The organism is Anaerotruncus sp. 80 (assembly GCF_009936115.1).
In the GTDB taxonomy this organism is placed as follows: domain Bacteria; phylum Bacillota; class Clostridia; order Peptostreptococcales; family Anaerovoracaceae; genus Senimuribacter; species Senimuribacter intestinalis.
This window is the reverse complement of the sequence record NZ_QWES01000001.1, coordinates 169,942-191,615: the sequence shown is the minus strand read 5'-3', so window position 1 is coordinate 191,615 and position 21,674 is coordinate 169,942. Positions and strand designations below refer to the sequence as shown.

The 21,674-nt window shown below is 44.9% G+C and carries 20 protein-coding genes; 16 read left to right on the top strand and 4 right to left on the bottom strand.

All coding sequences use genetic code 11. From position 1 onward, the window contains the following. Window positions 1-195: 195 nt before the first annotated feature. A complete protein-coding gene (locus D1155_RS00890; RefSeq protein ID WP_160200527.1) occupies window positions 196-1,323 on the top strand; it encodes an AI-2E family transporter in 1,128 nt (375 codons plus the stop codon). On the opposite strand, the gene D1155_RS00885 is transcribed toward D1155_RS00890, so the two are convergent. Continuing rightward, window positions 1,320-2,111: a hypothetical protein gene (locus tag D1155_RS00885; RefSeq protein WP_160200526.1), complete on the bottom strand. Its 792-nt coding sequence runs from the start codon at window positions 2,109-2,111 to the stop codon at window positions 1,320-1,322. The two genes, D1155_RS00890 and D1155_RS00885, sit on opposite strands and share 4 nt — an antisense overlap. Window positions 2,112-2,240: 129 nt before the next feature. On the opposite strand from D1155_RS00885, the gene D1155_RS00880 reads away from it, so the two are divergent. Both D1155_RS00880 and D1155_RS00875 read left to right on the top strand, forming a co-directional pair. Next, complete coding sequence (locus D1155_RS00880) at window positions 2,241-2,492, top strand: GIY-YIG nuclease family protein (RefSeq protein WP_160200525.1); 252 nt, start codon at window positions 2,241-2,243, stop codon at window positions 2,490-2,492. A gap of 53 nt (window positions 2,493-2,545) precedes the next feature. Continuing rightward, the gene (locus D1155_RS00875) at window positions 2,546-4,474 is read left to right on the top strand and encodes a 5'-nucleotidase C-terminal domain-containing protein (RefSeq protein WP_160200524.1); all 1,929 of its coding nucleotides are present in this window, start codon (window positions 2,546-2,548) and stop codon (window positions 4,472-4,474) included. 127 nt (window positions 4,475-4,601) lie between these two features. Here the strand turns inward: D1155_RS00875 and D1155_RS00870 are convergent, their stop codons facing one another. The 3 genes from D1155_RS00870 to D1155_RS15540 all read right to left on the bottom strand — a co-directional run bounded on the left by D1155_RS00870 (window position 4,602) and on the right by D1155_RS15540 (window position 7,099). Then, complete coding sequence (locus tag D1155_RS00870; protein WP_160200523.1) at window positions 4,602-4,859, bottom strand: DUF1653 domain-containing protein; 258 nt, start codon at window positions 4,857-4,859, stop codon at window positions 4,602-4,604. Window positions 4,860-4,889: 30 nt separating this feature from the next. Continuing rightward, window positions 4,890-5,735 carry a hypothetical protein gene (locus tag D1155_RS00865; RefSeq protein WP_160200522.1) on the bottom strand — a complete coding sequence of 282 codons (846 nt, stop codon included), beginning with the start codon at window positions 5,733-5,735 and terminating at the stop codon, window positions 4,890-4,892. A gap of 302 nt (window positions 5,736-6,037) precedes the next feature. Then, window positions 6,038-7,099 carry a hypothetical protein gene (locus D1155_RS15540; RefSeq protein WP_201759495.1) on the bottom strand — a complete coding sequence of 354 codons (1,062 nt, stop codon included), beginning with the start codon at window positions 7,097-7,099 and terminating at the stop codon, window positions 6,038-6,040. A 304-nt stretch (window positions 7,100-7,403) separates the two neighbouring features. Between D1155_RS15540 and mraZ the strand changes: the two genes are divergently transcribed. The 13 genes from mraZ (at window position 7,404) to D1155_RS00795 (ending at window position 21,646) form a co-directional block, all read left to right on the top strand. Then, window positions 7,404-7,835, top strand: a complete 432-nt coding sequence (gene mraZ / locus D1155_RS00855; RefSeq protein ID WP_160200521.1) for a division/cell wall cluster transcriptional repressor MraZ — start codon at window positions 7,404-7,406, stop codon at window positions 7,833-7,835. 8 nt (window positions 7,836-7,843) lie between these two features. After that, window positions 7,844-8,779 carry a 16S rRNA (cytosine(1402)-N(4))-methyltransferase RsmH gene (gene rsmH / locus D1155_RS00850; RefSeq protein ID WP_160200520.1) on the top strand — a complete coding sequence of 312 codons (936 nt, stop codon included), beginning with the start codon at window positions 7,844-7,846 and terminating at the stop codon, window positions 8,777-8,779. A 12-nt stretch (window positions 8,780-8,791) separates the two neighbouring features. Further along, window positions 8,792-9,118, top strand: coding sequence for a cell division protein FtsL (locus tag D1155_RS00845; protein ID WP_160200519.1), 327 nt, complete (start codon window positions 8,792-8,794; stop codon window positions 9,116-9,118). 126 nt (window positions 9,119-9,244) lie between these two features. Further along, complete coding sequence (locus tag D1155_RS00840) at window positions 9,245-11,245, top strand: penicillin-binding transpeptidase domain-containing protein (RefSeq protein ID WP_160200518.1); 2,001 nt, start codon at window positions 9,245-9,247, stop codon at window positions 11,243-11,245. A gap of 30 nt (window positions 11,246-11,275) precedes the next feature. After that, a complete protein-coding gene (locus D1155_RS00835) occupies window positions 11,276-12,763 on the top strand; it encodes a UDP-N-acetylmuramoyl-L-alanyl-D-glutamate--2,6-diaminopimelate ligase (RefSeq protein WP_306770897.1) in 1,488 nt (495 codons plus the stop codon). Further along, complete coding sequence (gene murF / locus D1155_RS00830) at window positions 12,735-14,114, top strand: UDP-N-acetylmuramoyl-tripeptide--D-alanyl-D-alanine ligase (RefSeq protein WP_160200516.1); 1,380 nt, start codon at window positions 12,735-12,737, stop codon at window positions 14,112-14,114. Before D1155_RS00835 ends, murF begins: the two co-directional genes overlap by 29 nt. Before the next feature lie 5 nt (window positions 14,115-14,119). Further along, complete coding sequence (mraY, locus tag D1155_RS00825; RefSeq protein ID WP_160200515.1) at window positions 14,120-15,085, top strand: phospho-N-acetylmuramoyl-pentapeptide-transferase; 966 nt, start codon at window positions 14,120-14,122, stop codon at window positions 15,083-15,085. An 84-nt stretch (window positions 15,086-15,169) separates the two neighbouring features. Then, complete coding sequence (gene murD, locus D1155_RS00820; RefSeq protein WP_160200514.1) at window positions 15,170-16,546, top strand: UDP-N-acetylmuramoyl-L-alanine--D-glutamate ligase; 1,377 nt, start codon at window positions 15,170-15,172, stop codon at window positions 16,544-16,546. A gap of 59 nt (window positions 16,547-16,605) precedes the next feature. Continuing rightward, window positions 16,606-17,703: an FtsW/RodA/SpoVE family cell cycle protein gene (locus D1155_RS00815; protein WP_243150972.1), complete on the top strand. Its 1,098-nt coding sequence runs from the start codon at window positions 16,606-16,608 to the stop codon at window positions 17,701-17,703. 31 nt (window positions 17,704-17,734) lie between these two features. Beyond that, window positions 17,735-18,841, top strand: a complete 1,107-nt coding sequence (gene murG, locus D1155_RS00810; RefSeq protein WP_160200512.1) for an undecaprenyldiphospho-muramoylpentapeptide beta-N-acetylglucosaminyltransferase — start codon at window positions 17,735-17,737, stop codon at window positions 18,839-18,841. Then, window positions 18,828-19,601, top strand: coding sequence for an FtsQ-type POTRA domain-containing protein (locus D1155_RS00805; protein ID WP_160200511.1), 774 nt, complete (start codon window positions 18,828-18,830; stop codon window positions 19,599-19,601). The genes murG and D1155_RS00805 overlap by 14 nt, the downstream gene beginning before the upstream one ends. Before the next feature lie 71 nt (window positions 19,602-19,672). After that, window positions 19,673-20,809: a cell division protein FtsZ gene (ftsZ, locus tag D1155_RS00800; protein WP_160200510.1), complete on the top strand. Its 1,137-nt coding sequence runs from the start codon at window positions 19,673-19,675 to the stop codon at window positions 20,807-20,809. Window positions 20,810-20,869: 60 nt separating this feature from the next. Further along, complete coding sequence (locus tag D1155_RS00795; protein WP_160200509.1) at window positions 20,870-21,646, top strand: RNA methyltransferase; 777 nt, start codon at window positions 20,870-20,872, stop codon at window positions 21,644-21,646. The last annotated feature ends 28 nt before the right edge of the window (window positions 21,647-21,674 follow it).

Below are 21,674 nucleotides of genomic sequence, written 5' to 3'. Positions count from 1 at the left end.
AGTATCGAAGTTGGCGCAGAACCCCTTTACTGATTCCCTGCCTCTGTGCTAAAATATATTATATTGTGTATGAGGCTGTGAACAAGGTTAATAAGCCAGGAACGAAACGAGGGTGAATAAAATTTGGACTGGAATAAGAAAAACATAAAAACGACCATACTCATTGCATTTGCGTGCATTTTGTTTTATTTGGGTGTGAAAAATATTGGACTTGTAATGGAATCTTTGGGCAGTGTTCTTGACGTTACATTTCCGTTTATATTGGGTGCTTGTATTGCATTTGTGCTTAACGTGCCTATGACAAAGATTGAGAACAGACTTTTTCGTGGTGAAAGCAGAAAGAAAAAGGGCAGCAGAGCAGTTTCTTTTCTGGTGACGCTGACGCTGGTTCTTGGCATTATTGTAGTTGCCATGTATATCATCATTCCGCAGCTTTCGGAAACCATGATGAGTATTGCAGAGCAGCTGCCAGTAGCGTTTAATACAGTACAGGAATGGATTAGTGCAAATATGGGCTACTTTCGTGTGGTACAGAATATTTCAGAGCAGCTAGCGGTTGACTGGGGTGAAATTGTGCAAAAGGTTTCTGTACTGATTCAAGATGCCGCAACAACTATGATAAACAGCGGAATCAGCACCGTGAGCAATATCATCGGGGCGCTTGTTAGCTTTTTCATTGGCTTTGTCTTTGCGGTATATATTCTTATGGCAAAAGAAAAACTGGCAGGACAGGGCAGGCAGATTCTCTATGCGTTTTTGAAAGAGCAGACTGCAGACAAGGTTCTTTATGTACTGGGCCTGTCCAGTAAGACTTTTTCAAAATTCATTTCCGGACAGTGCCTGGAAGCCTGCATTTTGGGTCTAATGTTTTTTGTGACGATGACAATTTTCGGGCTGCCGTATGCTATGCTGATTTCTGTACTGATTGCATTTACAGCACTCATTCCTATGGTGGGAGCGTTTATCGGCTGTGCAATCGGTGTGCTTCTGATTCTCATGGTAAGCCCGCTGAAAGCTCTGATTTTTTTAGCTATGTTTTTGGTGCTGCAGCAAATAGAAGGAAATTTGATTTATCCGCACGTAGTAGGCGGTTCCATTGGCCTTCCGTCGATTTGGGTTCTGGTTGCTATTACTGTAGGTGGAAACCTGATGGGTGTTGCCGGCATGATTATCTTCATTCCGATTTGCTCTGTGCTGTATGCCCTGTTTAGACTTTACGTGAAGAACAGGCTGGCTGAAAACAATGTATCGCCAGAAAAATGGCAGGAAAAAGCTGAATTTGCTGAAGAGGTCCTTCTGATAAAAAAGGACAGGCAGGTCTAAATCGGCTGTACTAAAACCAGTCTTCTTTTCCAGGCGTGAAAGACGCAAAAGGAAGAGACGACAATGAGAATCAAAAGACTCAAAAGGAAGGACGCCGGACTTACTGATTTTGACCAGTCACTGATGTAGAAATATCTAAAAACTCCCCAGCAAAGGGCGGCGCTTGCCGCTGAGACGGGATACATGCGAAGAAAATTCTCTTGTCCGTAGAATGCAGAAAAAAGCAAAGGCATGAGCACGAAAAAGCCGGAAATAGAAAAAGATAGAAGAAAATTTCCGATGACAAAGAGCAAAGCGCTGCTTTGAGCGGTTCCGGCGAAAAGGATGGAAAGCTCTGCCGACAGGGAGAGAAAAACTGCGGCGCTGAAAGGTCCTTTGCGGTCACACCGATTTCCAAGAACAAGAGGACCTAACAGAAGACCAAAGCTTGCACACTGTTTTCCCAAGGCAAGGATTTTTTCATCTAGTGACAGAAACAAGCCATAGTGATAGAACGCATCTCCAAAAGCGCAGAAAATTGCCATAGAAATGAGAAATATAGTCATCATAAAGGAAAAAGGATTTTTTACAAAGGCAGATTGCTCTCTTGCAGGGACTGCCCTTTTTCTTTCCATGAAAAAAAGAAATACAGCGCTGCTGATAGGAACGATAAGCGTCAAAAGACTGCCATTTCCCAGAAAGAGTAGCAGTATAAACAGGCTTGTAACGAGACCTTTCCGGAAGGTGCGCAGCCTGCCCAGAAGAAACGGAACAGAAAAAAGAGCAATCAGAAGTGGGTAATCAGTCATAAATCCTCCTATACAATAGAATTTTCAATAGCGTATTAGTTGTTTCTATTGTCTGAAAGTTGGAGGAAAATATACCAGGTCTTTTTTGTTATTTTGTGATATACTGTGTAGAGAGTACGAGGTGGATTTATGAATTATACCTATATGGTGCGGTGCAGCGACGGCAGCCTGTATACGGGTTACACTACAAATCTTAAACGCAGAGAAAAAGCTCATAACAGCGGAAAGGGCGCTAAGTACACAAGAGGAAGGCGCCCAGTGACCCTGGTATACTTTGAAGAATTTGAAACCAAGGAAGAGGCTATGCGCAGAGAGGCTGCTATCAAGAAGCTTTCTAAAGAGAAGAAAGAACTACTGGTGGCACAATTCGACAAACTGTGATAAAATAGACAAAAAATCGGATAAAATCCGGTAAACAGAGAATATGAGGCAATATGATGAAAAAAATACTGGCAAAAGCACTGGTCCTTTGTATGACCCTGATGATGATTGTTCCGTCGACAGCTTTGGCGGACACAGTGGGAAATGATGCGATTTCCATCGTATTTTCCCACGACATGCATTCCCATCTTGAAAAATTTGCGAAGATCAAGACTGTTATCGATGGGAAAAAGAAAGAAAATGCCCAGACTTTCGTTTTTGATGCGGGAGATTTTTCTATGGGCACACCTTTTCAGACCATTTTCAAACAAGAGGCAAGTGAACTTCGGATGATGGGAGCTGTGGGATATGATGCGACCACCTTTGGTAATCATGAGTTTGACTATCGTTCAAAAGGTCTTGCAAAAATGCTCCGCACGGCAAAGACTTCCAAAGATAAAGTGCCGGCGCTGGTGATTTCTAACATAGACTGGGAGAAAACCCTTGGGGAAGAAGCTTTGCGCGCTGATGGAGAAAATCTTCAAAATGCCATGAATGAATATGGGGTCAATCAGACGTATCAGGTCTTTGTTCGCGGCGGTGTCAAAGTAGCTGTTTTCGGTATTTTCGGAAAGGAATCGGCAAGCTATGCGCCGGAAAGCGGTACTTATTTTAAGGATCCTGTGGAAACCGCGCGGGCTGTCGTAGAGCAGATAGAGAGCAAGGAGGAGGCTGATCTGATTGTATGCATTTCCCACAGCGGTACCTCAGCAAATCCGGAAGCTTCCGAGGATGAAATTCTGGCAGAATCAGTAGATGGCATTGATTTGATTATCAGTGGACACAGTCACACTGAGTTTTCGCAGCCAATTATAAAGGGTGATACAGTAATCGCTTCCTGCGGACAGTACAACGAAAAATTGGGTGCCGTGACCTTTGTGAAAAAGGGAGACGACTACCAACTTGATGACTATGAACTGATACCTCTTGATAATAAAATTAAGGATAGTAAGAAAACTGCAGATGCAGTAAACAAATTCAAGAAACTGGCAGACAGGAAATATTTCAACCTCTACGGTTATAGCTGGGATCAAACTTTAGTCAGCAATCCAGTAGATTTTACGGGGATTGACGTTTTTGGACAGGAGCAGGGAGAGGATGCTTTGGGCAATCTCATTGCCGATTCTTATGTGTATGGTGTGCGCAGGACGGAGGGTAACAATTATGTACCAGTAGATGTTGCGGTGGCACCGGCTGGTGTTATCAGAGGCTCTTTTTCGAGAGGAAGAGTTACTGTAGCTGACGCATTCAACGCGCTGTCTTTAGGCACGGGAAAAGATGGTGTTGCAGGCTATCCGCTGGTCAGCGTGTATTTGACAGGGGATGAACTGAAACTGGCGGCTGAAATCGATATATCCGTTTCTGAAATCATGAGTCCTGCAAGACTTTATTTCAGCGGTCTGACCTACACGTATAATCCGAATAGACTGATTTTAAACAGAGCCTTTGATATTAAAGTGCTGGACGAAGAAGGAAATACCACTGAGCCCGAGTCCGACAAGTTGTACCGGGTGGTTGCTGACCTTTATTCGGCGCAAATGCTGGGCACGGTTAACTCTATGTCTTACGGTCTTTTGTCGGTTGTGCCAAAAGATAAAAATGGAGTGGAAATCACTGATTTTGAAGATCACATTATTTACGATAAAAATGGAAGTGAGCTGAAAGAGTGGTATGCGTTGGCATCCTATCTGGACTCTATGGATCCCCAGGACATTGCTGAAAAGTATGGGGCGCCTGAGGGGAGAAAAGTGCTTGAGGACAGTAAGACTCTGGAGGATATTTTCAAGAAGCCTAATAAGTTTTTCAGAATGATGATTGCAGCAGCAATACTGGTTATAGCTATTATAGCACTGATTCTTGTGCTGATTGTCAAACTGATTAAGCGACTTCGATATGGGAAAAACCCAATTCGAAAGAAAGATATGATGTTCAGTCGAAGATAAAAAGGAGCGTGCTGACGATAATTCGTCGGCACGCTCTTTTTTATAGAAAGAAAGCCCAGCGTTTCATATGGGAATTATTTTTGGGGGACAGTATTTGCGGAAAAGCGCAGGCGAAAGCACTGGCGTTTTAACGGTTATTTTCGTCTCTTACGCTGCTTATCTCCTGAAGCTGAAATCGATATTTCTGCTTCACATCAGGATATTTTTCATGATCGACTTCTTCCAGAAACATGTCTAAAGGTCGAATCCAGAGCCCGCAGTCTTCGTATAGTTTTCGATAAACCGCATAGGTCTCCCCAGTCTCTGAGTGGTTGGCCGTGCCAACCAGTAAATAGTAGTCGCCTTTGAAGTGGCGATATATACCGTTGATTTTTATAGTATTCATCTTCGTTTCTCCTCGTTGTGTGTGATAAATTCACTGCAGAATGCTGCGGGATAAAATATTCCTGTCACAGTTTTCCAGTACTTCTTGATTGGAAGCAAGCACGTAAAAGAAAATTGACGTGTCCCATTCTGCAAAGTACCTGCCGTACAATCTGCCTATCATATCCACCGGCGCAAAGTCTGCTTCTGGCGGGATATCCGGCAAAGGGTATCCCGGCGGACCATACTGCAGATAGGATCTGCGGAAATCTTCTTTTTGGTGCTGCATCCCGTTGACCGTCAGCCTTGCATCTGTCTGCGTCCAGCCATCAATTCCAAGATAAGCTACCTTCGTCCGGATTTTTTCTATTTTCCAGTCAAAGACCAGCGTATCTGTTTTGATGCCAAAATCCTGCAAAACCAGTTTCTGAAAGTCAAACCGGGGCACTTGTGCAGCAGCTTCAGGGTCCAGGCTTCCGTCAGGCAGGAAGCCGTAAGGCACGGTTTCGTCTTCTCCGCGGCAAACCAGATAAGCGCCGTAAAACCCGTTGTAATACGGCGAAGCTGAATCATAGACCATGCTGCAGCCTTTCCAAAGATTAAAAGCCGGAAAGTTGTACAGGATGGTCAGCTTCAGGTTCGACTCTCCCGTAAATCGCTGGAATCCTGCATCGGCATTGAAAGTCATCACAAAGGGATACCAATTCTTCTCTTTCGCGGCACTGCCGCCGGGAATATGAAGCTTGATTCCCTTTTCTTCCATGATGCTGTCACGCGCATGGATTTCGCTGTAGATTTTCATAACCGCCAGACTTACCGGATAATTTGACAGAGGCGACCGAATAAACACAGCCAATGCTACGAGGCTTACAACTATTGTCAGCAGTTTCTTCTTCATGCCGGCTACCTCCGTTTTGCAAGCTTTTCTTTATGATATCTATTATATCCCGATTTCTCTGTATCATAAAGGGAATTTTGCCCGAACATGTATGGTAGAGTCTTCTTTTTTACATGGAAAGTCTATGATTTTGAAAACCGTTTGCTGAAAAACTGAAAACTGGAAAGAATATACATAGATTTTCAATATCCAAAATACCGACATAAAAGTGCCGGTACAAAGGTGCTGTAGTGCTAGGTTCAAAATGTCGGCACAAAACCGCCAGCGCGAAGGCGCTGGCGAATTGTTTTCATATTAGCAAATTAGAAATTACAGCCGTTACGACCGTTGAACTGACAGGCGATAGAAGTGGTGCGGTTTTCTCTGGAAGCAGTAGTGCAGCCACAACCACAACTGCAGCTGTCGGCTTCCTGCTCTGTACGCCTACCGTCATCACAACATCTGTGTCTCAGAGAAAATGCGTTGCTGTCATCGTCAGCAAGACCGCATTCGCCTATACTCTGTCTGCATTTTTCGATATCATCACAAGGTACAGGAAGCGCCTCTGCATCCAGTCTGAATAAAGTCTGTCTTGTAACCTGTACGCTTGCGATAGGTTCTGTTACTAGGCAGCCGGTGACAGACAGGTTGCAGTTTCCGTTTGTCTGGCAGGCAGTAATCATAGGATTCAAAAGGGTGCCGTTTGCGGAGAAGGAGAAATTGATAATCGGGGCAATTCCGCCAGTTGTGCAAGGCAGGCACAGCTGGGACGTAGCGAAAGTTGACTGTCCTGGGATATTGAAGCAAATGTTGTTTCTTGTGGTAAAAACTAATTTAAACTTTTTGCAGCATCCACCGCTGAAAACGCTGCCTCGCAGAATGATGGAAAGCTTTGCGTGGAAACCGCCTACGCCGGAAATCAGCAGATATCCTTTGGTTGAATTTCCGCTTTCCATGCAGGAGCAGTCGCCGATTCGGCTCATTAAATCATTGGTTGCTGCCATGTATCTTTCGTTGAACACTTCCAGCATATCTACAGGAATGCCGTCTACTGTGACGTTGCAGGGTTCAATAGAAGATGGGCACGATAGGTCGAAATCACTGATGATAACTTCGGTGCTGTCAACAACAAAATTCAAATCGGAGCAATCAAGATCGGAAGCGCATCCACAGGAACATCCGCAAGAACATCCGCAGTTATGGCAGCAGGAGCAGTCGCCGCAGGAACAGTCGCTGCAGCCGCAAGTTTCTTCCTGTGGATCAAAGACAGACAGCTGCTGCTCGAAGGTTTCAGGTGTTGTGCAAACCTGAGTCATCAAAGGACAGGATTTTATCTCAAGATCGGTGAAAACCTTGTTCAGGTATACCAGAGATTCATTGTTCATATTTCATTACCTCACTTTATATTTTAAACGACTTCGGAGAAGATTCGCCGAAGGCATAGCTGTCGCTATGTAAGTTTAATATATCCTATGCGAAAGGCAACATTTAGGTGCAAAGAAAATGGGTAGTACAAGATGTAGTTAAGCTGTTTTTTTTCGTGAATTGAAAGGTGAAAAAATCAAAAAAATGGGGGAGAAATTCAAAAAAGTGGGGAACAAATCTTGAAAAGTGGAGGGAAGTGGTGTAAAATGGGGTGTGTAAAATCGTAGTAGTATATCGTATTTGTATAAAACTGGAGGAAAATCCATGTTCATGGGGACTTTTAACAACTCAATAGACGCCAAGAACAGAATGATTGTTCCTTCCAAACACAGGGATCAGCTGGGAGGCAGGTGCGTACTGACTAAGGGTATGGACAAGTGCCTTTACATCTACTCTATGAATGAATGGGACAAGCAGATGGATAAGATTGAGGCGCTGCCTGAATCGGATCCAAAGGTTAGAGCATTTATTCGTCACTTCTGTGCAAATGCGGTTGACTGCGAATTTGATAAACAGGGGAGAATCGTTATACCGGCGGAACTAAAAGAATACGCAGGCATCGATAAGGAACTGGTGACAATGGGCGCTATGCGAAAGATTGAGGTCTGGAGTAAAGAAGTCTGGGACGCACCGGATAACGAAAACAAAATGGATTCTGAAGAATTTGCAGAGTCCTTGGCGCAGTATAGATTTTAGGGGATAAGATGGAGTTTAAACACACTTCAGTTCTGTTGGAAGAATGTATTGAAAATCTGAATATCAAACCTGATGGCGTTTACGTGGATGGCACTCTTGGCGGCGGCGGACATGCCTCCGAAATTTGCCGCAGGCTGTCAAAGGACGGACTCTTAATCGGGATTGACCGTGACAGAGACGCGCTGGCAGCTTCCCAGCTCAGACTTTCCGGCTATCCGTGTAAAAAACTCTTTGTGCAAACCAACTATTCAGACATCAGACAGGTATTGCAGGAATTTGGGATTGCTAACATTGATGGCGCATTGTTAGATTTAGGGGTATCATCCTTCCAACTGGACAATTCCCAAAGAGGTTTTTCTTACATGCATGATGCACCGCTGGATATGCGGATGAGTCAGGACGATAATTTTACTGCCTACGATGTAGTGAACAGCTATGATCAGAAAGAACTGAGACGTATCATTTCCGGATACGGCGAAGAAAAGTGGGCCTCTCGCATTGCGAGTTTTATCGTAAATGGAAGAAAGGACGGGCCTATCGAAACAACCGGTCGGTTGGTGGAGTTGATTAAAAGCGCCATTCCAGCAAAAGCAAGAAGAGAAGGTCCTCATCCTGCAAAGAGAACTTTTCAGGCAATTCGCATTGAGGTAAATGATGAACTGGGACAGCTAAAGGACGCAATTTCAGAGTTTTGTGATGTTTTGGCGCCGGGCGGCAGGCTTTGTGTGATTTCCTTCCATTCGCTGGAGGATCGCATTGTCAAAGAAACTATTGCGCAAAGGGCCAATCCGTGCACTTGTCCTGCAGAGTTTCCAGTATGCGTTTGCGGAAAAAAAGCAGATATTGACAAAATTACTAAGAAACCAATTCTTCCCAGCAAGGAAGAACTAGAGATAAATCCGAGATCCAGAAGCGCAAAGCTTAGGGTCTGCGAAAAAATTTGATGGGGAATACTAATGAGAAATCAAGACAAAAGAAGAATATTAACAGGGGCATTGATGATTGGACTGATTTGTATTGTGATGGTCGTAGTGACCGCATACTCTGCTGAACTGAAGGTAGAGAACAACAGTCTGGTTTCATCCAATGAGGCAATCCAGGGAGAAATTGATACTCTCAACATCAAAATTAAAAGTGCCAATAATGTAGAACATATAGAAAAAGTTGCCAAAGGGAAGCTCGGTATGGTATATCCGACAGATGGGGAGTGTGTTTATGTGACGGAGGATGACAGACCATCAGAAAATTTTGCTATGGCAATCAAAGAACAGGCATACAACTAACGGAGAAACCGTATACTATTTTTGGGAATAATTTCATAGAATGCAGCCGGACAATTGAATAATCTAGAACGTCTGGCTCTTTTTGCTATCTATGGAGAAAATATCAGACAGGAGTTATAAAGGAATATGGCGAGAGTTAGCGGAAAAAATAAAAAGAGAGTGATTATCACCTTTGGCATCATCAGTATATTGATCTTGCTGCTGTCTTTTCGTCTGGCATGGATTCAGGTAGTAAAGGCGGAAGAATACAGTGGTATGGCAATTGATCAGCAGACCAGCGATATTCCAATTGAAGCCAAACGCGGCTCTATTCTTGACCGCAACGGAGAGAAGCTGGCTACCAGCGCTGCATGCTATACTGTCTGGGCAAGACCTTCCGATGTGAAAAAAGCCTACACTACTGACAAAGAAATCAAAGAGATAAGCGGTAAGCTTGCCATGGTTTTAGATATGGAAGCTGCTGAAGTCGAAGAGAAAATCACGAAACAACAGGCGCTGATTAAAATTGCCAAGTATTTGGATAAAGAAACAGCGGATAAAATCAGAGAACTGGAAATTTACGGAATTGAACTTGCTGAAAACGCAAAACGCTATTACCCTCTGGGGGATTTTGCTTCTCAGCTTCTGGGCAGTGTCAACGATGATAACGAAGGCCGCAGCGGCGTAGAATTTCAGTATGATGAATATCTCAGTGGCGTAGCTGGCAGATGGATTAAGAATACTGATCTTAACGGAAATTCTCTGGCTTATGGAGAAGAAAAATACTATCAGGCAGAAGACGGGCTTAACGTGGTTCTTACCATAGACGAGGTGCTGCAGCACTATGCAGAAAATGCTGTGGCAAACGGTATGAAGGAAACCAACGCCAGCAGAATTATGTGTCTTGTCATGGATCCTGCAACTGGCGACGTTCTCGCCATGGCGACCAATCCAGGCTTTGATCCTAATGAACCTTTGACGCCTGTTAAGAAAAGCGAACAGAAAAAATTTGACAAGATGACAACGGAAGAACAAGGCACTTACCTGAACCAGATGTGGAGAAATCCTATCATCAGTGACACTTATGAGCCGGGTTCAACCTTTAAACTGCTTACCACATCATCTGCACTGGAAGAAGGTGTAACATCGCTTACCACTAAGTATCAATGTAACGTAGGTTACGAAGTGCCCGGCACGCATGTTACGCTCCACTGCTGGAGCAGTGTACCTCATGGAACTGAAACTTTGAAAGAGGCTGTAGGAAATTCCTGCAACCCAGTACAGATCCAGATGGCGATGAAGCTGGGCAAAGAGAAGTACTATGATTATTTGGAAATGTTTGGAATTACCAGCGTTTCTTTGACTCATATTGATTTGCCAGGAGAGGCGACAGCGCAGGTACAGCCGGAAGATTTAATCGGACCAGTTGAACTTGCAACCATCTCCTATGGGCAGGGAGTTGCGGTAACACCGATACAGCTGGTTTCGGCGGTCTGTGCTATCGGAAACGATGGTGTGCTCATGCAGCCCAGAGTGGTAAAAGAATTGACCGATTCCAACGGGGATACGGTGAAGACCTTCGAAACGAAAGAGGTCCGCAAAGTTATTTCCTCCAAAACAGCAGATGAAATGAAGGAAATTATGGAGTATGTCGTATCCGAGGGTGGCGGCGGTAAGGCAAAAGTTGCAGGTTATCGTATCGGCGGCAAGACAGGTACAGCAGATAAGCCATCGGCTACAGGAGGCTATTCAGAAGATACTTATTCTTCCTTTATTGGTATGGCGCCGATGGATGACCCTCAGTTTGTCATTCTGGTTGTTGTAGACAGCCCGAAAGGCATTCAGTTCGGAAGTACCACAGCAGCACCGATTGCCAAGGAATTCATGGAAAATGCACTTCCTTATTTAGGCGTCAATCCGAAGTACACCGAGGAAGAAGAAAAAGCGCTTAAGTCCGAATACGTCTATGTACCGAATGTAAAAGGCAAGAGCTACAGTGCGGCTATCGGCGTTTTAGGAAAATATGATTTGGAATACCAGGCAATACCGAAGGAATCTGAGAACGAAGACTTTACAGTCGTAGAGCAGTATCCGAAGGCAGGTAAGAAGATAAAGAAAGGCGGAAAGGTATACTTATATAGAGAATAGACTGAAAGCAAAGAATCGGGGAGATTTGAACTGAAACTTTTTGAACTGCTGCAAAATGCAGATTATGAGTGTATGCAAGGTTCTTTGGAACTTGCAGTTACAGGAATTTTCTACCATTGTGATAAAGTCATAGAGGGCTGCGTCTTTGTCTGCATTGAAGGTGCGGAAGATGATGGCCACGACTATGCAGAGGAAGCAGTTAAGCGAGGGGCGAGGGCAGTGGTCTGCCAGAAAGCTCTTAGCTTGTCAGATGATATTACGGTTGTCAGAACTACAGACAGCAGACAGCTGATGGCGGAAATGGCAGGCGCGTTTTATGGCTATCCTGCCCGAAAGCTCTGTCTTATCGGGGTAACCGGTACTAAGGGAAAAACGACGACGACTTTTATGATACAGGCAATACTGAAAAGAGCAGGACAAAAATGCGGGCTGATTGGAACGGTGCATACGGATACAGGAGAAGAAATCATTGAAAGCACCCATACGACGCCGGAATCGGTGGAGCTGCAGGCGTACCTTAGAAAGATGGCAGACTGTGGCTGTACCGCTTGTGTGATGGAGGTGTCGTCTCAGGCGCTGAAGCTTAAGAGAGTACACGGACTGTATTTTGACTATGCCGTGTTTACTAATCTGTCAGAAGATCATATCGGGCGCGGTGAACATCGGGATTTTGCTGAATATGCGGGTTGCAAGGCGCAGTTGTTTCAGACCTGTAAGGAAGCGGTGATAAATGCAGATAACCCATATGCACAGCGAATGGTAGAGGACAGTGCTTGCAAGATTGTTACTTATGGAATGGAGAAGCACTGCGGTTTTAAGGCAAAGAACTTGGATTATGTCAAAATTCCCGGAAAATTAGGAGTGGAATTTGAGATTACAGGCGATTATAATATAGACTTGGTTGTGGGATTACCCGGGAAATTTTCTTGTTACAATGCTATGGCAGCAGCGGCGGTTTGCAGCAGGATGAAGATAGGCAAGGAAAGCATTCGTACGGCACTGCGTGAAATCTTGGTGCCGGGCAGACAGGAAATGTTTGCGGCAGGTCCCGGTAAAGTCATCATGGTGGACTATGCACATAACGGCGTAGCCCTTGAAAATTTACTGAAGTCTTTGCGGGATTATCACCCGAAGCGTCTGACTGTGGTTTTTGGCTGCGGTGGGCAGAGAGACAAAAACAGACGAACAGACATGGCGAAAGCGGCAGCTGCCCTTGCAGATTTCTCAGTGGTCACTTCCGACAACCCGAGAAAAGAAGAGCCGGAGGTAATTATCAGCGATATTACCAGAGTTCTTGCAGAACAGAGAAGCTGTTTTACGGTGATTGCAGACAGAAGAGCGGCGATTCGTTATGCGGCGGAGCATTTGCAGGATGGTGAAATAGCCATCATTGCAGGTAAAGGACACGAAAACTATCAGATTATTGGAGAAGATAAAATACATTTTGACGATCGTGAGGAAGTTCTGGCGTCAATAGAAAAGGTGAAACATGAACACGATAACTTTAGGAGAAATTGAAAAGGCGACGGACGGAAAGATTATTTCTGGACAGAGCAAAGAAGAGATTTTTGCAGTTTGCACAGACTCCCGCACGGCAAAAGCAGGAGACTTATTCGTCCCCATTGTGGGAGAGGTACATGATGCTCATAAATTTATACCACAGGTAAAAGAAAAGGGTTGCACGGCGGTGCTTACTGCAAGAGAAGATGCAGTGCCCGAGGGCATCAGCGCAGTTCTGGTTTCCGATACCACAAAAGCATTGCAGCGGCTAGCTGCCTGGTATCTTGAGAGATTGCAGCTGAAAACGGTTGCTGTTACTGGCAGTGTGGGCAAAACCAGTACCAGAGATATGGTGCATGCTATCTTAAAACAAAAGTATTGTACCGGTGCCACAGTAGGAAATTTCAATAATGATATCGGCGTTCCACTGACGATTTTTTCCTTTGATGATACAATGGAAGCTGCGGTTTTGGAAATAGGAATGGATCACTTTGGTGAAATCCATCGCCTTGTAGACATCATTAGACCTGACATCGGCATTATTACCAATGTGGGGATTTCTCACATCGAGAATTTGGGCAGCAGAGAAGGCATTTTCTCCGCCAAGATGGAGATTACCGATTACTTCGGGAAAGAAAATACTCTGGTTGTAAACAGCTCCTGCGATATGCTGCAGAAAGCAGAATTTAGGGGTGACTATGATGTGATTAAGGTTTCTCTGGAAGAAGATCAGGGAGACTATACTGTAAAGGATATAGAAGATTTCGGGACGGAGGGCATTGCTTTTACTTTGGCGGCGGAAGGACAGACGTACAGGATTTCTCTGCAGGTTCCAGGCGCGCATAATGCGCTTAACGCAAGCCTTGCCGTTGCGGCATGCAGAAAGCTGGGTGTTTCTATCGAGGAAGCAGCAAGAGGCCTTGTAGCTATGGAACTGACTGGAAAGAGGCTTTCCATCAGGGAAGCCAGAGGAATTAAGGTGATTGATGACACCTACAATGCGGCGCCTGACTCCATGAAGTCAGCCTTGAACACTTTAGTCAGCGCTAAGGGAAACCGTAAAATCGCTATTTTAGGCGGCATGAATGAACTGGGAGAAAACTCTGCTGTTTATCATCAGGAAATCGGTGTTTACGCCGCAGAAAAAAATATCGATCTTTTGATTGCTGTAGGAGAGAAAGCAGGAGATATAGCTTTGGGGGCAAACCACGCAGGGATGGATACGAAGGTGTATTTCTATAATACAAAGAATCAATTCTATGAGGAAGCTATGGGACTCTTTAAACCGGGAGATACCGTTCTGGTAAAAGGTTCCAGAGCCATGGGCATGGAGGAGATTGTGGATAAAATTTTGAAGGAACAGGAGTAACACACATGCAGATTTTTCAACTCGTATTTTTAGCAGCTTTAGGAATGATTGCGGGCACGATATTGACCTCACTGGAAATTCCTATTCTCAAACATAAACAGTTTCAGCAGTTTATCAGGGAAGAGGGCCCGCAGTCTCATCTTTCTAAGGAAGGAACGCCTACCATGGGCGGCATCGCTATCTTTGCGGCACTGGTTTTAATGACTTTTATCGGTGGGTATGTGTCCACGGACACTTTCGTTATGTTAGCGGTGACACTGCTCTTTGGATTAATCGGCTTCTTTGATGATTACATCAAGGTTGCAAAAAAACATAATCTGGGACTTCGTGCATGGCAGAAGCTGGTGCTGCAAATTCTTTTTGCAGGGGCACTGGCCGTATATATGGCAAATTATTCTGGTTACGGAACTGAGGTATGGATTCCGTTCATCGACAAGTATATTGATTTTGGCGCGCTATACATTCCTTTTGTCATCTTTGTCGTTGTTGCTATGGCAAATGCGGTGAATCTGACTGATGGACTGGACGGCTTATCTTCTGGCGTTACAGCGCTGGTAGCATTCTTCTTTGCCATCGTCGGCATGGAGTTTGGGCATAATAGCGCAGCGATTTTCTGTACAGCGCTGACCGGCGCATGTTTAGGTTTTCTGGTGTTCAACAGATACCCTGCAAAGCTGTTCATGGGAGATACCGGTTCTATGGCCCTTGGCGGTGCGCTGGCGTCTGCAGCGATTATTATGAAAGTGGAATTTCTTTTGCCGGTTGCAGGATTGATTTATGTACTGGAAGCACTGTCTGTTATCATTCAGGTGGGATATTTTAAAATGACCGGCGGCAAACGCTTTTTCAAAATGGCCCCGCTGCACCACCACTTCGAAATGTGCGGCATGAAAGAAAAATACGTAGTTGCTATGTTCTGGTTTATTGCACTGGTTTGCTGCGGCATCGCGTATCTTGTTGCAAATATCTAATCGCACGTATTTGACAGTGTATATATGATTTGAAAATGGAAAGATTAAACAGGAAAGAAAAATGTTAGGGTAAGAGGTAAGACGATGAGTGGAAATTTAAACAACATTCGAAATAAAAAAGTTTTAATCGTAGGTCTGGGAAAATCAGGAATTGCTGCAGCACAGGCAATGCTTCGCCTTTCCGCAGAAGTTTCCATTCAGGATTCAAAAAAGGAAGAAAAGATAGATGGACAGCTTCTTGCCTTCCTCAGGGGCAGAGGGGTAACCTGTTACTTTGACAGGGTGCCGGCTGACATGGGGCAGTTCGATATGCTGATTTTAAGCCCGGGTGTGAGCCCTGAGCTTGCTTTTATCAAGGAAGCACAGGAAGCCGGTGTGGAAATCATAGGAGAACTTGAAATTGCTTATCGAATCGGACACGGTCGGTATGCTGCGATCACAGGAACCAATGGGAAGACTACCACAACCACGCTAGTTGGCGAAATTTTCAAGGCGGCGAAGAGAAAAACCTACGTGGTCGGCAATATCGGTGTGGCTGTGATTTCTGCTTCTATGGACGCAGAGGAGGACGCATGGCTGGTAACGGAAACCAGCAGTTTTCAACTGGAAACCACCAGGTACTTTAAGCCAGTGGTGTCGGCAATTTTGAATCTGACCCCGGATCATTTAAATCGTCATCATACCATGGAAGCTTATGGAAAAGCGAAAGCGAAGATCTTTGAAAACCAGAGAGAAGACGGTTATCTGGTCATCAATTACGATGACAAAGCCTGTTATGCGTTGGCAAAGGACTGCAAGGCAAATATCGTGCCTTTCAGCAGAAAAGAAGAACTGCCTTTTGGCGCATTTGTCAAAGACGGGCAGATTGTCATGAAAACGAAAAATGGAGATATAATAGAAATATGCGCAGTTGATGATCTTTTAATCATCGGCAGTCACAATTTGGAAAATGCGCTGGCGGCAGCAGCGATTTGCTATTTTGCGGGGATTGAACCTAAGGTGATTGCAGATACTATCAAAAGCTTTGGCGGTGTTGCCCACAGACTGGAATACTGCGGTGAGGTAGACGGCGTAAAATACTATAACGATTCCAAGGGAACCAATGTGGATGCGGCAGTGACAGCAATCAGGGCTATCAAAAAGGATATCCTGCTCATTGCAGGCGGCGATGCCAAGGGACAGGATTTTACAGAACTGGTGAAGGAATTTGACGGCAGCATAAAACAGTTAATTCTTCTTGGTAGAGATGCACATATGATTAAAGAAGCGGCGGAAAAGGCGGGATTTACCGACTTTGTAAGCTGCAAGAATATGGACGAATGTGTGCGCATGGCGGCGCAGATGGCAGAGCCGGGAGATACGGTGCTGCTTTCCCCTGCTTGTGCAAGCTGGGATATGTATGATAATTTTGAACAAAGGGGAGACCACTTTAAGCAGTGTGTCAGCGGGTTAGACAGATAATGAAATTAAACTTATGGAGCAGGAAAAACTTAAGAGCGAGCGATTTTGTAATTATTGCTATGGTGACAATTTTAGTCATCTTTGGGGTAGTTATGGTTTTCAGCGCCAGCTATTATAAATCTATCAACGAGTCAGGCTCTCCTTATGATTACCTGATCAGGCAGGGTATCTTTGCCCTCAGTGGATTTGTGATTATGGCGGTCTGCTCCTATTTGGATTACCACCTTTTCAGGCGGCTTTCTATCCTGATTCTTCTTGCCAGCTTTATCCTTCTGCTTCTGGTATTGACTCCACTGGGCAGAGAGGAAGGCGGTGCGACGAGAGCCCTTTACATCGGCTTCACCATTATGCCGGGAGAAATTGCAAAGGTTGCCGTGATTATTTTTACGGCGTCATTTCTGGCAAGCGATACAAAGCTGATATTGTCTTTTAGTAAAGGTGTTTTACCGCTGCTGATACTAATGGGGGTCTTTGGCGGTCTGATTATCAAGCAGCCGAACCTTTCTACGGCTATCACGGTGTGCGGTATTATTGCGGGAATCATGTTTCTTGCAGGACTGCAGTGGAGATACGTGATTGGTGCAGCAGTCGCCGGAAGCGCGGCTGTGGTCGGACTGATTGCTATCGGAGACGACATCGGTATGCGGCATTGGAAGAAGAGAATTGTAGCTTTTACAGATCCTTTTGCAGACGCTCTCGGCGATGGCTTTCAGGTAGTACAGTCTCTGCTTGCTCTCGGTTCCGGCGGATTATTTGGTCTGGGACTTGGCAAGAGCATCCAAAAGAATTTGTACCTGCCTGAACCGCAGAATGACTTCATCATTGCTATCATCGGCGAAGAACTGGGGCTCATAGGGCTTCTGATTTTACTGGCTGTTTATGCGGTGCTGATTTGGAGGTGCTTCCACGTATGCCTCAATGCGCCAGACCGTTTCGGTATGCTTCTTGCGGGCGGAATCACCATCATGATTGGTCTGCAGGTTGTTTTAAATATTGCGGTTGTGACTTCATCTATGCCGGCAACAGGTATCGCCCTGCCGTTTATCAGTTACGGCGGTAATGCCCTCTGGATTTTCATGGGATGCTCGGGGATTATACTGAACATTTCCAGACAGAGCGGCGGCAGTGAAGAGAGCGGCAAGACAAAAATGCATTAAGACAGGTTAAGGCAGATTGAGGAGAGAAAAAATGAGAGTGATTGTAACAGGCGGCGGCTCCGGCGGACATATTTATCCTGCCATTGCCATTGCAGATAAAATAAAAGAAAAAGAACCGGATTCAGAAATTCTCTATATTGGAAATGACATCGGACTTGAAAAGGACATCGTGCCGGGTACGGGCTATCCGATGGAGCTGGTATCAGCAAAGTGGCTTGATCGGCGTAACATTTTTAAGATTTTCGACACTGGACTTTCTACGATGCGCGGGATTGGTCAGGCGCTTAGGATTATGAAGAAGTTTAAGCCTGATGCTGTGGTAGGAACCGGCGGCTTTGTCTGCGTGCCAGTCATGTATGCAGCGCATAAATACGGTGCAAAGTGCTATCTTCACGAGCAGAATGCTTATCCGGGTGTAGCAAATAAGACGCTGGAAAAATTTGCGGATAAAATTTTCCTGGGATTTCCGGAGGCAAGTCATTATTTTCATCAGCCGGAAAAACATGTGAATGTAGGAAATCCGGTACGTCAGCGGTTTTATGATGTGGATCAGCGGGCTGCAAGAGAAAAACTTGATATTGGAAGCAATGATTTTGTAATATTTTCCTTTGGCGGGAGCCAAGGTGCTGAAAAAATCAACGAAGTAGCTTTTGATTTGATGGAAGCGGTAAACGGTCATAAAGGTGTGACCTTTATCTTTGGAACAGGCAGTCAGTACTATGATGAAATTCTGAAAAAGGCTGAAGAAAAGAAAATCGAGATACAGCCCAACATTCGGGTGAAGTCCTATATCAATGACATGGAAACTTATCTGGGTGCGTCAGACCTTATCATAAGCCGTGCAGGGGCTTTGTCTGTAGCTGAAACCACGGTCTGCGGCAAGGCTTCGATCCTGATTCCGTCACCAAACGTAACGGGCAACCACCAGTTCTTTAATGCAAAATCTGTAGCGGACAAGGGCGGCGCAGTTCTTATCGAAGAAAAAAATCTGACTTCGGAGCTGCTTCTTTCTGAAGTGATGAGACTTAGAAATAATCTAACGACTCTTACTGAGATGAGCAATGCCAGCAAAGCCTGCGCACCTCTTGAGGCAACTGAACTGATTTATGCGGAGATGAAAAAGGATGAGCGAGTATAAGGACATAGAGTTTAAAGAGGTTGAACGAAAAAAGAAGGTCAGAAAGAAGAAAAACTATTTGCTGCGGTTTTGTGTGTTCATTGGAATTTTTGCAGCGGCAGCTTTATTTCTTTCGTCCAGTTTTTTCGACGTCAAGACTATTGAGGTAGACGGAAACGGATATTACGATGCAGAGGAAGTGAGAAACCTAGCAGTAGCAACCACAGGCAACAATATTTTCTGGGGCGGTGATGTTAGCACAATTGAGGACAACCTTCTGAAAGATCCTTATTTTGAGGAAGTCAGTGTAAGGCGGAAGCTTCCGTCGACGCTGATTATTGAGGTTAAGGAGCGGACTCAGATTGCGGCTATTGTTTATGGCGAGCAGTATGTGGTCATCGATAAAGATGGACTAGTTCTTAGAAAAAGCAAGGTCGATCCTAAGATTACGCTGCTTACGGGACTTACTATCAGTAAGTTGTCGGCAGGTGAAAAAGTGGAGGCAGAGGAGGCAGCGACGCTGAAAACCACGCTGACTATGCTTCACGCAATGCAGAATGGAGATGTTTATTTTAAACGTATTGATGTATCCAGTATCGTGCTGCGGGCTTACATATACGACACACTTGTGGTAAAGGGCACTGCAAAGCAAATTTTAAGCGGACTGGAAAGCGGAGACTTACAGAAAGTAATTAACAATTTATTGAAAAGCGACACCACGAGAGGCACAATTCATCTGGGAGAGCATAATTATATGCCGTTTTCACCAGAATTTGAATAAAAAAATGGTGCAAAGAAATAAATTGTGTGATAAAATAAAATATATTATGGGATGCAAGGAGGCAATTTAGCATGTTGCAATTTGAGACAAGTCAGGATAATGCAGCAGTCATCAAGGTCATCGGGGTCGGTGGCGGCGGCTGTAACGCAGTCAATAGAATGATGGAGGCTGATTTGAAGGGCGTGCAGTTTATCGCAGTCAATACCGATAGGCAGGCGCTGAATAGATGTAAGGCAGAAACCAAAATTCAGATTGGTGAGAAGCTGACAAGGGGTCTTGGAGCAGGAGGAAATCCAGAAGTTGGACAGAGATCTGCAGAAGAGACTTTAGATGAGATTACAAGCCTTTTAGAAGGTTCCGATATGGTCTTTATTACCGCCGGTATGGGCGGTGGTACTGGCACAGGGGCAGCGCCGATTATTGCCAAGGCTTCCAAAGATCTTGGAATCCTTACTGTAGGCGTTGTAACCAAGCCTTTCTCCTTTGAAGGAAAGAAGAGAAAGGATCAGGCTGAACTGGGGCTGGGCTTTTTAAAGAAGTATGTAGACTCATTGGTTGTTGTACCAAACGATAAATTGTTACAGAACTGCGAGAGAAACACCTCCATGCTGCAGGCATTTACTATGGCAGACGACATCCTGAGACAGGGTGTACAGGGTATTTCTGATTTGATTTCGGATTTTGCATTAATCAACGTAGACTTCGCCGATGTCAAGAGCGTCATGACGGACAGAGGTATTGCACACATGGGTGTGGGCAGAGGAAGCGGCGAGAACAGAGCCAAGGATGCAGTTACATCCGCCATCGAAAGTCCGTTGCTTGAGACCACCATTGCAGGTGCAAGAGCTATCCTGCTGTACGTATCCGGCGGATATGACCTGGGTATGCTGGAAGTCAACGAAATTGCAAGTCTGGTAGAAGAGCAGGCAGATAGAGAAGCAATTCTGATCTTTGGTGCGGCTGTCAGCGAAGAAATGAATGATGAGGTTGCAATTACTGTTATTGCAACAGGCTTTGGAGAGGGTCTTGATGAGGCTCCCGTAAACTATAGCAATTTCCAGAAGAAATCACCGCAGGAGGTTGTGACCACTGAAAATGGATTGACAGGAAGAAGCGTAACCCTTGGTGAAATCTTTGAAGAGACCAAAGACGAGGATCAGAGCAATTCCAGATTCGATTTGCCTGACTTCTTAAGTGGGCAGAAATAAGACACAAGCGCTATGTTTAAAAGCCGGCATTTTTTTGACCGGCTTTTTCGTGTAATTACTATGATAAAAGAAATTAGTTCTAAGGAAAACAGAATATTCAAGGAATGCCAGAAACTATCTCAAAAGAAATATCGGGATAGAGAAGGACTTTATCTCGTCGAGGGAGAAAATCTTTTGGCGGAGACACCTTCTGAGCAGATTCATTACATAGTGAGCAAAAAAGGGAAGGAATCACTGGTTCCGCCAGCATTAAAGACGCAGCAGATTTATGTCATGGATGAGAAACTCTTTGACAAAATTGCACAGACTGAGACCAGCCAGGGCATTATGGCCGTCATAGAAAAGCAGACCTATAGCGCAGAAGAGCTGGGGAGCCTATGCGGTGCAGGTACCAATCTGGTGGTTTTGGATAGATTACAGGATCCGGGCAATATCGGCACCATTTTGCGGACTGCCGAGGGTGCAGGGTACGCTGCTGCTGTGATTGTCAAGGGCACAGGTGATGTCTATTCGCCGAAGACCATTCGCAGTGCAGCTGGATCTGTCTTTAGGATCCCTATTATTCATGTCGAGGATAATAGGGAGCTTAGAAAGCTTGTGGACAGTCTGGGCAAACGCCTTACGGTCACCTGCTTTGATACCGACAATGATTATTTTGATGTGGACCTTTCCAAAGACACAGCCCTGGTCATCGGAAACGAAGGCAATGGCGTATCTTTGGAACTGATAGAAATGGCGGACATCAAAGTCAAGATTCCGATGAAGGGCAGATTGGAATCTCTCAATGCTTCTGTAGCGGCGGGCATTCTAATGTACGAGGCTGCGAGGTACAAATAAATTTAGTATATAAGGGCAAAGAAATATT

Coding starts and splice junctions, on each gene's coding strand:
- D1155_RS00805 (WP_160200511.1), top strand. CDS start 18,828: ATGAGCGAGTATAAGGACATAGAGTTTAAAGAGGTTGAACGAAAAAAG.
- D1155_RS00880 (WP_160200525.1), top strand. CDS start 2,241: ATGAATTATACCTATATGGTGCGGTGCAGCGACGGCAGCCTGTATACG.
- D1155_RS15540 (WP_201759495.1), bottom strand. CDS start 7,099: ATGAACAATGAATCTCTGGTATACCTGAACAAGGTTTTCACCGATCTT.
- D1155_RS00865 (WP_160200522.1), bottom strand. CDS start 5,735: ATGAAGAAGAAACTGCTGACAATAGTTGTAAGCCTCGTAGCATTGGCT.
- D1155_RS00815 (WP_243150972.1), top strand. CDS start 16,606: ATGGTGACAATTTTAGTCATCTTTGGGGTAGTTATGGTTTTCAGCGCC.
- D1155_RS00845 (WP_160200519.1), top strand. CDS start 8,792: ATGAGAAATCAAGACAAAAGAAGAATATTAACAGGGGCATTGATGATT.
- mraZ (WP_160200521.1), top strand. CDS start 7,404: ATGTTCATGGGGACTTTTAACAACTCAATAGACGCCAAGAACAGAATG.
- murF (WP_160200516.1), top strand. CDS start 12,735: ATGAACACGATAACTTTAGGAGAAATTGAAAAGGCGACGGACGGAAAG.
- D1155_RS00795 (WP_160200509.1), top strand. CDS start 20,870: ATGATAAAAGAAATTAGTTCTAAGGAAAACAGAATATTCAAGGAATGC.
- D1155_RS00870 (WP_160200523.1), bottom strand. CDS start 4,859: ATGAATACTATAAAAATCAACGGTATATATCGCCACTTCAAAGGCGAC.
- D1155_RS00875 (WP_160200524.1), top strand. CDS start 2,546: ATGATGAAAAAAATACTGGCAAAAGCACTGGTCCTTTGTATGACCCTG.
- mraY (WP_160200515.1), top strand. CDS start 14,120: ATGCAGATTTTTCAACTCGTATTTTTAGCAGCTTTAGGAATGATTGCG.
- murD (WP_160200514.1), top strand. CDS start 15,170: ATGAGTGGAAATTTAAACAACATTCGAAATAAAAAAGTTTTAATCGTA.
- ftsZ (WP_160200510.1), top strand. CDS start 19,673: ATGTTGCAATTTGAGACAAGTCAGGATAATGCAGCAGTCATCAAGGTC.
- murG (WP_160200512.1), top strand. CDS start 17,735: ATGAGAGTGATTGTAACAGGCGGCGGCTCCGGCGGACATATTTATCCT.
- D1155_RS00840 (WP_160200518.1), top strand. CDS start 9,245: ATGGCGAGAGTTAGCGGAAAAAATAAAAAGAGAGTGATTATCACCTTT.
- D1155_RS00885 (WP_160200526.1), bottom strand. CDS start 2,111: ATGACTGATTACCCACTTCTGATTGCTCTTTTTTCTGTTCCGTTTCTT.
- rsmH (WP_160200520.1), top strand. CDS start 7,844: ATGGAGTTTAAACACACTTCAGTTCTGTTGGAAGAATGTATTGAAAAT.